The sequence below is a fragment of the Paraburkholderia pallida genome (assembly GCF_004524855.1).
GTDB classification, from domain to species: Bacteria; Pseudomonadota; Gammaproteobacteria; order Burkholderiales; family Burkholderiaceae; genus Paraburkholderia; species Paraburkholderia oxyphila.
On the sequence record NZ_CP038148.1, the window covers coordinates 387,406 to 401,191 of the forward strand.

Annotated in this window: 14 protein-coding genes; 1 reads left to right on the forward strand and 13 read right to left on the reverse strand. The window is 67.0% G+C overall.

Features of this window, described 5'->3' with window-relative positions; genetic code table 11:
• Window positions 1-63 precede the first annotated feature (63 nt).
• The 7 genes from E1956_RS01660 to E1956_RS01690 form a co-directional block, all read right to left on the reverse strand.
• Window positions 64-1,350 carry a dicarboxylate/amino acid:cation symporter gene (locus tag E1956_RS01660; protein WP_134750259.1) on the reverse strand — a complete coding sequence of 429 codons (1,287 nt, stop codon included), beginning with the start codon at window positions 1,348-1,350 and terminating at the stop codon, window positions 64-66.
• A 291-nt stretch (window positions 1,351-1,641) separates the two neighbouring features.
• Window positions 1,642-2,418, reverse strand: coding sequence for an ABC transporter permease subunit (locus E1956_RS01665; RefSeq protein WP_232071334.1), 777 nt, complete (start codon window positions 2,416-2,418; stop codon window positions 1,642-1,644).
• A gap of 264 nt (window positions 2,419-2,682) precedes the next feature.
• Entirely contained in the window at window positions 2,683-3,483 is an 801-nt protein-coding gene (locus E1956_RS01670) for a taurine ABC transporter ATP-binding protein (RefSeq protein ID WP_134746847.1), read from the reverse strand.
• 33 nt (window positions 3,484-3,516) lie between these two features.
• On the reverse strand, window positions 3,517-4,614 hold the full coding sequence (gene tauA, locus E1956_RS01675) for a taurine ABC transporter substrate-binding protein (RefSeq protein ID WP_134746849.1): 1,098 nt from the start codon (window positions 4,612-4,614) through the stop codon (window positions 3,517-3,519).
• Between the two features lie 196 nt (window positions 4,615-4,810).
• Complete coding sequence (gene lipA / locus E1956_RS01680; RefSeq protein WP_134746851.1) at window positions 4,811-5,815, reverse strand: lipoyl synthase; 1,005 nt, start codon at window positions 5,813-5,815, stop codon at window positions 4,811-4,813.
• A 14-nt stretch (window positions 5,816-5,829) separates the two neighbouring features.
• Window positions 5,830-6,690, reverse strand: a complete 861-nt coding sequence (gene lipB / locus E1956_RS01685) for a lipoyl(octanoyl) transferase LipB (protein ID WP_134746853.1) — start codon at window positions 6,688-6,690, stop codon at window positions 5,830-5,832.
• 59 nt (window positions 6,691-6,749) lie between these two features.
• Window positions 6,750-7,076: a DUF2917 domain-containing protein gene (locus E1956_RS01690; protein WP_134746855.1), complete on the reverse strand. Its 327-nt coding sequence runs from the start codon at window positions 7,074-7,076 to the stop codon at window positions 6,750-6,752.
• Between the two features lie 99 nt (window positions 7,077-7,175).
• Here E1956_RS01690 and E1956_RS01695 point away from each other — a divergent pair, with 99 nt between their 5' ends.
• A complete protein-coding gene (locus tag E1956_RS01695; protein ID WP_134746857.1) occupies window positions 7,176-8,153 on the forward strand; it encodes a transcriptional regulator GcvA in 978 nt (325 codons plus the stop codon).
• 157 nt (window positions 8,154-8,310) lie between these two features.
• Here E1956_RS01695 and E1956_RS01700 read toward each other — a convergent pair whose 3' ends face one another.
• From E1956_RS01700 to E1956_RS01725, 6 genes are all read right to left on the reverse strand, one after another.
• Complete coding sequence (locus E1956_RS01700) at window positions 8,311-8,610, reverse strand: DUF493 family protein (protein WP_134746859.1); 300 nt, start codon at window positions 8,608-8,610, stop codon at window positions 8,311-8,313.
• Window positions 8,611-8,639: 29 nt separating this feature from the next.
• Entirely contained in the window at window positions 8,640-9,635 is a 996-nt protein-coding gene (locus tag E1956_RS01705; RefSeq protein ID WP_134746861.1) for a D-amino acid aminotransferase, read from the reverse strand.
• Entirely contained in the window at window positions 9,636-10,850 is a 1,215-nt protein-coding gene (locus tag E1956_RS01710; protein WP_134746863.1) for a D-alanyl-D-alanine carboxypeptidase family protein, read from the reverse strand.
• Between the two features lie 374 nt (window positions 10,851-11,224).
• Entirely contained in the window at window positions 11,225-11,857 is a 633-nt protein-coding gene (locus E1956_RS01715; protein WP_028217136.1) for an alpha/beta hydrolase, read from the reverse strand.
• A 55-nt stretch (window positions 11,858-11,912) separates the two neighbouring features.
• A complete protein-coding gene (locus E1956_RS01720; protein WP_035524047.1) occupies window positions 11,913-12,239 on the reverse strand; it encodes a (2Fe-2S) ferredoxin domain-containing protein in 327 nt (108 codons plus the stop codon).
• A 278-nt stretch (window positions 12,240-12,517) separates the two neighbouring features.
• Window positions 12,518-13,744: a VanZ family protein gene (locus E1956_RS01725; protein WP_134746865.1), complete on the reverse strand. Its 1,227-nt coding sequence runs from the start codon at window positions 13,742-13,744 to the stop codon at window positions 12,518-12,520.
• Between the last annotated feature and the right edge of the window lie 42 nt (window positions 13,745-13,786).

The window sequence follows — 13,786 nt, forward strand, 5'->3', positions numbered from 1 at the left end:
TGCACACCGCGCCGCCTGCGCTTAATCACACGGGCTTAAGTGCGTCGCCTTGAACGCACGGGCTTACGCGCCCGCGCTCTCCTTCATTTCCTCGGCCTGGCCCGAAAGCGCGGCGCGCAGCTTGTTGCGGTCGAGCTCCTTCTCCCATGCCGAGACCACGACCGTCGCCACGCCGTTGCCGACGATGTTGGTCAGCGCGCGGCACTCGCTCATGAAGCGGTCGATGCCGAGGATCAGCACCATGCCCGAGAGCGGGATGGTCGGCACCACGGCGAGCGTGGCCGCGAGCGTGATGAAGCCCGCGCCGGTCACGCCGCTCGCGCCCTTCGAGGTCAGCATGGTCACCGCGAGCAGCGTGAGCTGCTGGGTCCACGTGAGGTCGGTGTTGGTCGCCTGGGCGATGAAGAGCACCGCCATCGTCATGTAGATGTTGGTGCCGTCAAGGTTGAACGAGTAGCCCGTGGGCACCACGAGACCCACCACCGAGCGCGAGCAGCCGAGGCGCTCGAGCTTCTGCATGAGCTGCGGCAGCGCCGACTCCGACGAGCTCGTGCCCAGCACGATCAGCAGCTCTTCCTTGATGTAGGAAACGAAGCGGATGATCGAGAAGCCCGTGAAGCGCGCGATCGCACCGAGCACCACCAGCACGAACACGATCGACGTGAGATAGAACGTGCCGATCAGCTTGAGCATCGGCACGAGCGAGCCCACGCCGTACTTGCCGATCGTGAAGGCCATCGCGCCGAACGCGCCGATCGGTGCAAGCTTCGTGACGATCTTGACGACGCCGAACAGCACGCCCGAGACGCTGTCGATGAACTCGGTCACCACGCGGCCGCGCTCGCCCAGCTGCGCGAGCACTGCGCCGAACAGCAGCGCGATCAACAGGATCTGCAGGATCTCGCCTTGCGCGAATGCCGAGAACATCGTGTCCGGAATGATGTGCATCAGGAAATCGACCGTGCTCTGGCCGTGCGCCTTCTCCGCGTAGCTGGCCACGGCCTTGGCGTCGAGCGTGTGAACGTCGACGTTGAAGCCCGCGCCCGGCTTGAGCACGTGCGTGGCGATCAGGCCGAGCAGCAGCGCGAAGCTCGAGACAATCTCGAAGTAGAGCAGCGCCTTGCCGCCCACGCGGCCCACCTTCTTCATGTCCTCCATGCCGGCGATACCGGTCACGACGGTACAGAAGATGATCGGCCCGATCACCATCTTGATGAGCTTGATGAAGGCATCGCCGAGCGGCTTCATGTCGATGCCGATGGCCGGCCAGTAGTGGCCGAGCACCACGCCGATGACGATCGCCACGATCACCTGGACGTAAAGGACTTTGTGCAGAGGTTTCTTCACGATGGAATCCCGCAAATAGGTTGAGCCGATGGCCGTGCAAGGCCGCGACAGGTCGAAACGGGGGGATCAGCGAAACCGGGAATAGGGATCGGACATCGGCTGTCTCCTTACTGTTTTTTTGTCGCGGCTGGGGTTGCCGCGCGCTTTCTATTTCGCAAGGTTGATGCCAGCGACGCACAACGCCAACAGCCTTGATTTACAAGGCTTTTTTGTCTCAGCAACGTGCGGTGAATCTGGGTTTCCAGAAATCCGGCCCGGGTGGTGTCCGGGTTTCCGGATTCTGGACGCGCAACGTCAGCCGCGCCCCTTCCACGGCACGAGGCGACGCTCGAGCGCGCGCATGCCGAGATCGAAGCCCCAGGCGATCAGCCCGATCAGCACAATGCCCATCACGACGACGTCGGTGCGCAGGAAGCTCGACGCGTTGAGCACCAGCTGGCCGAGGCCCGCCGTGGCGGCCACCATCTCCGCGGCGACAAGCGTGGTCCAGCCAAAGCCGATGGCGATGCGCAGGCCCGTGAGGATCTCAGGCAGCGCGGCGGGCAGCACGACAAAACGGACGATCTGCGTGAAGCTGCCGCCGAGCGAGGCCGCCGCGCGCAGTTGCTCGACGCTGGCGCTCTTCGCACCGGCGCGCGCGGCCATCGCGATGGGCGCGAAGCAGGCAAGCCAGATCACGACGAGCTTGGCGGTCTCGTCGATGCCGAACCAGATCACCACGAGCGGCAGGTAGGCGAGCGGCGGCAGCGGCCGGTAGAACTCCAGCGGCGGATCGAGCAAGCCGCGCGCGACGCGCGACACGCCCATCAGGATGCCGACGGGAATCGCCGTCACCGCCGCGAGCGCGAACGCGCCGAACACGCGCAGCGTGCTCCAGAACAGGTGCTCGGAGAGCGGCAGGCCGCCCTGGATGCGGCCGTGCCAGGCGTCGACGAAAGCCTGCCAGACCGCCTCGGGCGTGGGCAGGAACAACGGCGGCAGCCAGTGCAGATGCGTGGCCAGCCACCATAGCAGCGCGAGCGCGGCCACCGAGGCGGCGCTCAAGCCCGCTGTCGGGCCTTCGCCGGGCATGCGGCGGATGCTCGCGCGCCGGGCGGCGGGCGCGGTCCGCGGGCGATCAATGGACGTGCCCCGGCCGGCGGATGCCAGCCGCGCACGATCCGAAGACCCTGCCAGCGCTTCGGCCTGGACTGCGGCCACTGCGGCATCGAAGGCCCCAACCCCGCTCGCCGCCAACGCGACGTCCCCATGCGCCTCCTGCGGCACGCTCATGATTTCACCTTTCCCTTCAACATATTCAGCAAGTTCGCGGCCCCTGCGCACGTCGCGCCAAGGTCACGAGAGCGCCGGCTCGCCGGCATCGGCATGAAGCAACCGCACGAGCCGCTCGCGCCATTCGATGAAATCGGGCGACGACTTCACCGCACGCGCATCGCGCGTGCGCAGATAGCGCCGCGCGAACGGCACTTCGTACTCGTGCTCGATGCGGCCGGGCCCCGGCGTCATCACCACCACGCGCGTCGCGAGAAAGAGCGCCTCCTCGACGCTGTGCGTGATGAAGAACACCGTCTTGCGCGTGCGCGCCCAGACGTCGAGCACGAGCGTCTGCACCGACTCGCGCGTCATGGCGTCGAGCGCGCCCATCGGCTCGTCCATCAGCAGCACTTCGGGGTCGCTCGCGAGCGCGCGCGCAATGCCCACGCGCTGCTGCATGCCGCCCGAGAGCGCATAGACGCGCGAGCGCGCGTGGTCCTCGAGCCCAACGAGCGCGAGTTGCTCGCGCGCGATGCGCTCGCGCTCGGCCTTCGCCACGCGCCGAAAGTGCAAGCCGAGCGCGACGTTATCGAGCACGTCGAGCCACGGCAGCAGCGCGTGCTTCTGGAACACGACGCCGCGCTCCGCCCCAGGGCCGACCACGCGCGCGCCGTTCACGCGCACTTCGCCCTGCGCCGGGTCGACAAAGCCCGCGATGCAGTTCAACAGCGTGGTCTTGCCGCAGCCCGAGGCGCCAAGCGCGACCACGAACTCGCCGCTCGCCACCTCGAGATTGACGTTGGCGAGCGCCACGTTCGGCGCGTCGCCCCGGTGCGCGCCCTCATAGACGACGCTCAGATCGCGGATCTCCAGCGTGCTCATCGTTGCTCCTCCTTCGCGTATCCGGCCGATGCGTCAGTGCGCGGCGGCGCGCTGCACGAATTGCGGATCGACGCCCACCGAGTAGTCGGGCAGCACGGTCTGGATCGTGCCCTGCGCCTTGAGGAAGGTCGCGGTCGCGAGCAGCGACTGCGCCGCGCCCGATTGCGCGCCGCCGCCGAGCCAGGTTTTCGAGGCCTGCTCGGCGGGCGTCGGGAAGGCATAGAGCGCGAGGCTCGCCGGCACGTCCTGCGCGTCCGCGCCCGACACCTTCGCCACGGCCTGCACCTGCGGCGACGCCGCGTTCCAGGCGGCCCGGTGCGCGCTGTAGTCGGCATCGGCGGCGGCCAGCACCTGCACGAACTTCGCGACAAATGCTTCGTTATCCTTTGCAAAGCGCCGGTCGACCACGAAACCGTCGAAGGTCGCCTTGCCCGTGGCTCTCGCCACCTGCCCCGACGTGATCAGCACCTTGCCGTTCTTCTTCACCTTCGCGAGCACGGGGTCCCAGATATAGGTCGCGTCGATGTCGCCGCGCTGCCACGCCGCCGCGACCTCGGGCGGACGCAGGTTGACGATCTTCACCGCGGCGGGATCCACGCCCGCGTTTTGCAGCGCAACGAGCGTGTGAAAGTGCGACGTCGACACGTACGGCACGCCGATAGTCTTGCCCTTGAGGCCCGCGACGCTCGTCACGCCCGAGCCGTCCCGCGCGACGAGCGCTTCGGCGTCGTTGATGTTGTCGAGGATCCAGAACAGCGAGAGGTTCACGCCCTGCGAAAGGCCCGCTGCGATGGGGCTCGAACCGGCCTCGCCGAGCTGCACGGAGCCCGAGGCGAGCGCGCGGACCACATCGGCGCCGCTTGCGAGCTTGCGGTAGGTGACCTTGTAGCCCGTTGCCTGCTCGAGCGCACCGGTGGCCTGCGCATAGCGCCAGGGCACCACCATGTCCTGATACGCGATCACGACCTCGTGCGTTTCGGCGTGCGCGCGCGGCGCGGCGAACGCGGCGGCCAGCAGGGCCGAAGCCGCGGCAAGCGCGGGGATGAGCGCACGGGAACGGCGCGCGGCGCTCACGCGCTCGAAGGCGTGGGCGCGCGTACGGTGCAGTGAGGAAAGGACGCGATGGCTCATCGGGAGACTCCGGCGGAACGACGTTCGAGTGATAGAAGGTTCCGACTATAGGGAGTCTGGCGGCGCGCGGTTCTAATTTATCCGCGATAGCTAATGACGCCGCTGGAGCATTGCTTTTCGTGCGGGAGTGGATGCAACGGACGAAAAAAAGCCCGCTTTTCAGCGGGCTCTTTATGTGCGATACGGCGGCGGCTAATCAGACCACGCCAGCCCCATGCGCCTGCACGTCGGCGTGATAGCTCGAGCGCACCATCGCGCCCACGGCCGCGTGCGTGAAGCCCATCTTGTAGGCCTCTTCCTCGTACATCTTGAACGTGTCGGGATGCACGTACTCGCGCACCGGCAGGTGATGCTCGGAAGGCTGGAGATACTGGCCGATCGTCAGCATGTCGACGTCGTGCTCGCGCAGGTCGCGCATGACCTGAAGAATCTCTTCCGGCGTCTCGCCCAGGCCCACCATCAGGCCCGACTTGGTCGCAACCTCGGGATGCAGCGCCTTGAAGTCCTTCAGGAGCTTGAGCGAGTGCGCATAGTCCGAACCGGGGCGCGCTTCCTTGTAGAGGCGCGGCACCGTTTCGAGGTTGTGGTTCATCACGTCGGGCGGCGCGGCGTTGAGGATCGAAATCGCGCGATCCAGACGGCCGCGGAAATCGGGCGTGAGAATCTCGATGCGCGTTTCCGGCGACTGCTCGCGCACCTGGCGGATACATTCGACGAAGTGGCCGGCGCCGCCGTCACGCAGGTCGTCGCGGTCCACGCTCGTGATCACGACGTACTTGAGCTTGAGCGCGCCGATGGTGCGCGCGAGGTTCGCCGGTTCGTCCGGGTCGAGCGGATCGGGACGGCCGTGGCCGACGTCGCAGAACGGGCAGCGGCGCGTGCACTTGTCGCCCATGATCATGAACGTCGCGGTGCCCTTGCCGAAGCATTCGCCGATGTTCGGGCAGCTCGCCTCTTCGCACACCGTATGCAGGTTGTGCTCGCGCAGGATGTTCTTGATCTCGTAGAAGCGCGAGTTGCCGGTGGCCGCCTTCACGCGGATCCACTCGGGCTTCTTGAGCTTCTCGATGGGGATGACCTTGATCGGAATGCGCGAGGTCTTGGCCTGCGCCTTCTGTTTCGCGGTGGCGTCGTAGGGAACGGCGTCGGCGGGAGTGCCTGCAGCAGGATTAGCAGCGGTGTTCGCGGTTACGTCAGTCATTCGTTTCGATCCAGTCAGGCCGCCGGGGTAACGCCGGCCTGCGGTTGATGCGGTTGCCCGCTTACTGCCGCGTCAGCGGCCGTTTCCCTTTCAGCCGCTTCGGCTAAAGGGTCTGAGGCAGCCGCTTCGGCCACCGAAAGCGTTGCTGCAAGGGTCGAATCCCAATGTGCCGCGAGATTCGCCTCGAGTCGGGCCGCCAGCGTGGCGGCCACGTCGTGCCAGGGCGCCTGAGCGCCCAGCGTGGCCATGTCGACGGTTTCGAGGCCAGCGTAGCCGCACGGATTGATCGCGAGGAACGGGCTCAAGTCCATCGAGACGTTCAGGCTCACGCCGTGGTAGCTGCAGCCGTGGCTGATCTTCAGGCCGAGCGCCGCGACCTTGGCGCCCACATGCGCTGCGCTGAGCCCGGATGCGCCTTCTGGCACGTAAATCCCGGGGGCTCCCGCCTTGCGCTCGCCCGCGAGATTATACGCCGCCAATGTTTCGATCACGGCCTGCTCGATGAGCGTGACGAGCTCGCGCACCATCAGCTTGCGGCGCCTGAGGTCGAGCAGCAGATAGGCCACCACCTGGCCCGGCCCGTGATAGGTGATCTGGCCGCCGCGGTCGATCTGCACGAGCGGAATGCCGCTGTCGGCAATGAGCAGATGCTCGGGCTTGCCGGCCTGGCCGAGCGTGAAGACGGGGGGATGTTCGACGAGCCAGAGTTCGTCAGGCGTTTGCGCGTCGCGCTGCGCGGTGAATTCGCGCATGGCGTCGAAGCTCGCCTGGTAGGGCTCGTTGCCGCGCCAGCGCACGATGGGCGGCGCGAAGCGCTCACCCGGCAAGGCGGGGTCGGATGAAACTGGGGGGACTGAAACCGGGGTGGCGCACATGATCCCCGAAGTTTACCTAATTCAGGACAAGCGCGCCGAGCCCCTTGAGCGACCTTCGCTCAAACGGTCCGCCACCCGTCGCGCGCATGAATCCCCCAGCGCGCCGCGAGACGCGTGGCCCAATCGACGATGCGCTCGCTCACGCGCGCCGGCGCCGCGAACGCCACCCAGGCCGCGCCGCCCTGCTCCGCGCCGATCCACAGGCGCTCGCCGCGCCGCAGCCGCAGCGTGTGGCCCGGCTCGAGCCAGTAGTCGGCGGTGTCGTCGCTGCGCGTGACCCATACCGCGCCGCAGCGCACGGTCAGACGCGTGCTGCGCGCCACGAGCACCGAAGCGACCTGATCCGCCGCCACCTCAAAGGTGATATCCGAAGAAATCTCTCTCATTTTCGCCTCCGAAAGTCCTGCACCAATGGCTACAATCGTAGGCGCAGCAAGGGATCGGGCAAAACGATCAATTTTCACGGCTATGTGAGAAAAACTACGATGGATCTGCGCCAGCTTCCGGCGCTCAACGCCCTCAAGGCGTTCGAGGCCGCCGCCCGCCACGAAAGCTTCTCGCGCGCCGCCGACGAGTTGTTCGTCACGCACGGCGCGGTCAGCCACCAGATTCGCGCCCTCGAAGGCGAGCTCGGCATCGCCCTGTTCGCCCGCGACGGCAAGCGCGTGCGCCTCACCGACACGGGCCGCCGCTACGCGGGCCAGGTGCGCGACGCGCTCACGCAACTGGCGCTCGCCACCCATGAGATCCGCGCGGGCGACCGCGACCGGCGCCTCGTGGTGTCGATGCTCTCGTCGTTTGCCGCGCGCTGGGTCACGCCGCGCATCGGCCGCTTCATCGAGGCCCATCCGCAATGGGACGTCGAGCTGCAATCGACGAACTCGCTCGTCGACTTCGCGCGCGACGACGTGGACGTGGCCGTGCGCTTCGGCTATGGCCATTATCCGGGGCTGCACGCCGAGCTGCTGCTCGACGAGATTTTCTTTCCCGCGTGCTCGCCGGATTTCAACGGCGGCAAGCTGCCCGAGGATCCGCGCGAGCTCACGAAACTGACGCTCTTGCGCTCCGACGACGAGCTCTGGCGCCCGTGGTTCGACGCCGCCGGCATGCAGGACATACCCGAGCCCAAGCGCGGCGTGCTCTACCAGGATTCGTCGAATCTGCTGCAAGCCGCCATGGACGGCCAGGGCATCGCGCTCGTGCGGCGCTCGCTTGCGATGCACGAGATCACGCGCGGCCGGCTCGTGCGGCTCTTCAAGGACGTCGACGGGCCGAGCCCCTGGCGCTACTACTTCATCTGCACGCCGCAGCGCCTCGAGACCGAACGCGTGCAGGCATTTCGCAATTGGGTGTTCGACGAGGTCGCGCGCTTTCGCAGGCTCTACGAAGACGCCTGCGAGGCGGGCCCGCTCATGACGGCGGCCGCAGCGGCGCTGCGCGTGCGCGAAGACGACACGCTTTGATTGCGCCGCTCTGATTGCGCCGATCGGATCACGCCGGGCGTCGCGCGAAGGCGCGCTAGCGAGCGAAGCGCACCAACGCGTACCGACGTTCAAACGCAACAAGGGCCGCCCGAAAGCAGCCCTTGTGAGAACACGCGCGCACAACCCTCGGCGAGCGTTACAGCACGATCTTCACCATCGGATGCCCGGTGAGCGCGCGATAGATATCGTCGAGATGCGCCTGGCTCGTCGTGCGCACGGTCACGGTCAGGCCCGTGTAGTTGCCGCCGCTCGACGGACGCGATTCAATCGTCGCCGCGTCGAAGGTGCCATCGAATTCGCGCAGCACCGCGACGATGGTGTCCTGAAACTCCGGATGCGTCTTGCCCATCACCTTGATGGGGAAATCGCAGGGGAATTCGATCAGGGACTCTTTTGCGGGCGCCTGAGCGCCGCCATTCAGTTCAGATGCAGTCATAGTTTCACTTCCTGTAGCGAGGCCCGAGTTTACTTGCAAGCCGCTACCTGATCACGCGCCGCGAACACCGCGCGCGCCTCGCGCGCTTTCGCGCGCTGATAAGCCTCGTAGAGCGCGGCATAGACCGGGCCCGGCTTGCCGCTGCCCACCACCTGTCCGTCGAGCTCGACCACCGGCAGGATCTCCTTGGTCGCCGAAGTCACGAGCAGCTCGTCGGCGGCGCGCAGCGCCGCTTCGTCGATCTCGCGCGCTTCGAAGCGAATCCCGCATTCCTGCGCCAGCTCCTCGACGAGCCCGTAACGGATGCCTTCGAGAATCCTGTTGCTGCGCGGCGGCGCGTAGAGCGCGCCGTCCTTCACGACCCAGACGTTCGACGACGACGCTTCCGTGAGCCAGCCATCGCGCAACTGGATCGTCTCGAACACGCCGTGGTCCGCCGCGTTCTGCGCCATCAGCACGTTGCCGAGCAGCGAGGTCGACTTGATGTCGCAATTGAGCCAGCGGCGGTCCTCGGCCGTGACGCAGGCCACGCCGCTCGCGCGCTGCGCGGCGCCCGGCATCACGAGCGGATTGACCATCACGAACACGGTGGGCGTCACGCCCACCGGGAACGCGTGGCCGCGCTTCGCGACGCCGCGCGTCACCTGCAGATAGACGTTCGCGTGCGCGTCGCGCGCGAGCGTCCCGGCCGCCTCGTTGGCCTCGATCACGCGCGCAATGAGCGCGCGCCAGCCGGCCTCGTCAAACGGATTCGCAATGCCGACCTTGTCCAGCGAACGCGCGAGCCGCGCGAGGTGCTGCGCGATGCGAAACGGCACGCGCAGCGTGCCCGCGCCGGGCTCGGCGCCCTCGGCTTCGAGCGCATAGACGGGCACCACTTCGTAGATGCCGTCGCCGAAGATGAAACCACGGTCGAGCACCGGCACGCGCGCTTCGGAAAGCGGCGTGAGCTCGCCATTGAGCCAGACGATGGGCTCCGCGGCTTCACCCGCATGCGGATTCGAAGTCGAGGTCGGTGCGTTCATTTACTTCTTCTTGTTGAACATGAGCATGAGCGAATCCCACACGCGGCCCGCGATGCCCGCTTGCGGCACCGGCTCGAGCGCGACGAGCGGGAATTGCGTGAGCACCTTGCCGTCCGCGCCGACGAACTTCGCCGTGCCGACCTGCTGGCCGTCCGCAAGCGGCGCGATCAACGGGCTGGTGAGCTCGATCTGCGGCTTGGCCTTGTCGGCGGCGCCCTTGGGCAGCGTCACGTACTGATCCTTCTTCACGCCCACCTTCACGGCGTCCAGCGCACCCTTGTAGACGCGCGGCGTGGCCACGACCTGGTTGGCCCCATAGATGCGCGTGCTGTCGTAAGCGCTATAGCCGTAGCTCAGCAATTTCATGCTGTCCGCCGTGCGATCGCGCTCCTTTTGCTCGCCCATCACCACAGACACAAGACGGCGGTTGCCGCCGCCCGCGAGCGGACGCTTGGCCGAGGCGATCAGGCAGTAGCCCGCCGCCTGGGTGTGGCCGGTCTTCAGGCCATCGACGGTCGGGTCGATCCACAGCAGGCGGTTGCGGTTCGGCTGCTTGATCTTGTTATACGTGAACTCCTTCTCCGAGAAGATGCTGTAGTACTCGGGATAGTCACGGATCAGGTGCGCGGAGAGCGTGGCAAGGTCGCCGGCCGTCGTGTAGTGATTCGGGTCGGGCATGCCGTTCACGTCGGCGAAGTGCGTATGCGCCATGCCGAGCTTCTGCGCCTCGGCGTTCATCATGTTGACGAAGTTCGCCTCGCTGCCGCCCACGAGCTCCGCCAGCGCGATGGCCGCGTCGTTGCCCGACTGGATGATCATGCCGTAGACGAGATCGTGCACCGAGACCGGCTTCTCCGCCTCGATGAACATGCGCGATTCGTCGTTCTTCACGCGGCGCACGGCAACGCTCGGCGTGACGATCTGGTCCATCGAGATCTTCTTCGTCTGCAGCGCCTCGAAGACGAGATACGCGGTCATCAGCTTCGTGAGCGAGGCCGGCTCGACGCGCTCGTCGGCGTTGCCCGAGGCGAGCACCTGGTTCGCGGTGGCGTCCACGAGCACCCACGAGCGCGCGTTCACCGCGGGCGGGGGCACCTGCGCGAAAGCCGTCGCGCTCGCGAGGAGCGTGGCGGGCAGCAGTGCGCCGAGCGTGACGTTGCGGACGATGGAGGAAGAAACGAAAGAGGATTGCTGGCCGGAGGAGAGAAAACGCATAGGTTCAGGTCGAGCGAATTGGGGTCGGGAGAACGTTGTGCGCCATCGGGCGCACGTGTCGGGAGGCCGAACTGCGGCGCCTCGCTCACACGCCAGAACACAACGAAAACAGGCGCGGCGATGCGCAAAAAAGACCGCCCATTATACGCATCACGTGATGGCGTTTTTCGAACTGGGTACACGTTTGCGCCTACCTGTCGCGCATTTTTCACGTATGCCGCGCGGAAGACACGTGTTTTTGGCTTGTTTTGGCCGCGCGCTTGCCTCGCGTTTACGTATTGCTTCGTCTGGCTCGCGATCGTCCGACACAGAGCTTGCAGTGGACCACGCGGGCGACGCGGACACCGCGTGCGCGCCCGCCCCGCGTGCACCGTTCAGCGCCAGGCGTCGACGATGATGCGCTTGAGGATATGCAGCTTGCGATGCAGGAAGTGCTCCGCCCCCGGAATCACGACGACGGGCAGCTCCTGCGGCCGCGCCCAGTCGTACACCGAGAGAATCGGCACGGTCTCGTCGAGCTCGCCGTGGATCACGAGCGTGTCCTCGCGCACGGGCGCGACTTCCCAGCGGCTAGCCGCGGTACCGACGAACACCATGCGCTCGATCGCGCCGCCCGCTTCCTGATAGCGCTTCGCGACATGCGAGAGCACGAAGGTGCCGAACGAGAAGCCCGCGAGCACGAGCGGCATGTCGGCCTGGCCCGGCTGCGCGCGCATGTAGCCCAGGAGCTCGAGCAGGTCGTCCTGCTCGCCGATGCCGTTGTCGTGCGTGCCCGACGTCGTGCCGACGCCGCGAAAGTTCGAACGGTAGGTCACGTAGCCGAGCTGCACGAGCGTGCGCGCGAGCGTCTGCGCGACCTTGTTGTCCATCGTGCCGCCAAAGAGCGGATGCGGATGCGCGACGAGCGCGATGCCGCGCACCGGTGTGCCTGCGTCGGGCCTGTCGAGTGCGCATTCGATCTGGCCCACGGGACCATCGATGTGGAATTTTTCGGTTTGTGCGTTCATCGTTGCGGCTCTTGCGGGTCCTTGCGTGGTTCTTTCGAGGTGCCTGAGTGGCGCTTTAGCGGTCGATCTTCAGGCGCTCGACCACCTGGCCGTTCTGCAGATGCGAGACGACGATCTCCTCGATGTCGCTCTCGTCGACATAGGTGTACCAGGTGCCCTCGGGGTACACGACGACGGTGGGGCCTTCCTCGCAGCGGTCGAGGCAGCCGGCCTTGTTGATGCGCACCTTGCCCGGGCCCGCGAGGCCCAGCTCCTTCACGCGCTTTTTCGCGTATTCCTGCATCGCCTGCGCGTTGCAGTTCGCGCAGCTCGGACGATCGGCGCCGGGGTCGCGCTGGTTCAGGCAGAAAAAGACATGGTGTTGATAGAACGAATCGGTCATGGCGGGAGATACCGGTGAAGTGTCGGGCGCGGCGCGCAGGCCGTACGGCTCGCGTTTCTCGCGGCGCGGTCGATGCAAGGCGGTTGAGGGGATGCTGTCAGTGCAATGCGGTCGATTATAGCGAGCGTGGCGTGAACGCTCCGTGTGCTAGCGGAGGCCGGTACGGCGTCCGCTGCGATCCGCTGCGCCCGCATAGCGAGCCGTATCGCAGCATTTGCCGGTCGCATGTGTCGGCCGCATGTGTCGGCCGCATGTGTCGGTCGCATGTGTCGGTCGCATCAGCGGCCCAATCGCATCCGGCTGCGCGCGCGCCGCGCTAGCCACGCGCGCTCCAGCGAGAACGCCGTCCAGCCGAGCGCCGCCCATGGCCACGTCCAAGCGAGCCAGCGCGCCAACCCGTTGAAGTGCAGATAGCGGCCCTGGCGCCAGTCGGCGAGCAGGACATCGAAATAGGGACTCACCGGCAGCACGTTCACGAGCACTAGCGAGACGGCCAGCGCCACCGTCGCGGCGGCGGCGCGCGCCGTGCGCGGCAGACGCAGCGCGACGAAAGCCGCCAGCGTGCCCCATGCGAGACCCGCAAGCGCGCCGGGCGTCGCCCAGTCGAACAGGAGGCCGCTTTGCGATTGCAGGAAAGTCGCGCCGGCTTTCACCGCGAGCGTCGTCACGATCAGCAGCACGATGAGCCGCGCACGCGGCGCGCGAGCGCGCATCGGCAGCGAGGCGAACGCGGCCGCGGCGAACAGGTTGAGCGCGGTCACGAGCGCCTCCCAGTCGGTCTCCGGCAGCCGCGCGGCCAGCGCGCCGGGCCACGCGCTCAACTGCCAGGCGGCGGGTGCCCAGGCGAGCACGGCGCCCTGCATCGATGCGTCGAAGCGCTCCCAGAGCGCGCGCGGCCAGTCGCCCATGCCGAACAGGCGCGGCACGGGAAACATCGTCGCGAACGGCCAGAGCGCGGCGAGCACCATCAGCGTGCCGGCGTCGCGTTCGAACCAGCGAAAGCGCAGACGCCGCAGGAAGCCGCGTTCGAGCAGCGCTCCCGTGGCGGGCGCCGCGATGGCCGCGCCCAGCAGCGCGCCAAGTACGTTGGTGGCGAGGTCGAGATTCGAGGCGACGCGCGTGGGCAAATACGTCTGCACCGCCTCCATCACGCCCGAGAGCAGCGTGCCGCCCAGCGTGGCGAGCGCGATCGCCAGCAAGCCGCGGCAGCGCGGCCAGACGGCGAGCACGGCCAGCGCGCCAAACGGCATATAGCCGAGCACGTTGGTGACGACGTCAAAGACCGTCCAGTATTTCGGAAAGGGATCGCCGAGATAGTCGAAGGGGCCGAGCCCGAGCGAGCGCCAGCCCGAGAACGGATACCACGAAGCGTAGACGATCAGCGCGGTGTAGAGCGCAAACGCCTGGCGAGAGAGCGTGGAAGGCTGGCGCAGCGGCGATTCGGGTGTGGGAGGCGTGGCGCCGCGCTCCGCCTCGTCCGAATCACCCTTGCCTGCGCCACTCATGCCGCCAGTCCCGCCTCTGCTGCGTCCGAAGCGCCGGGCGCC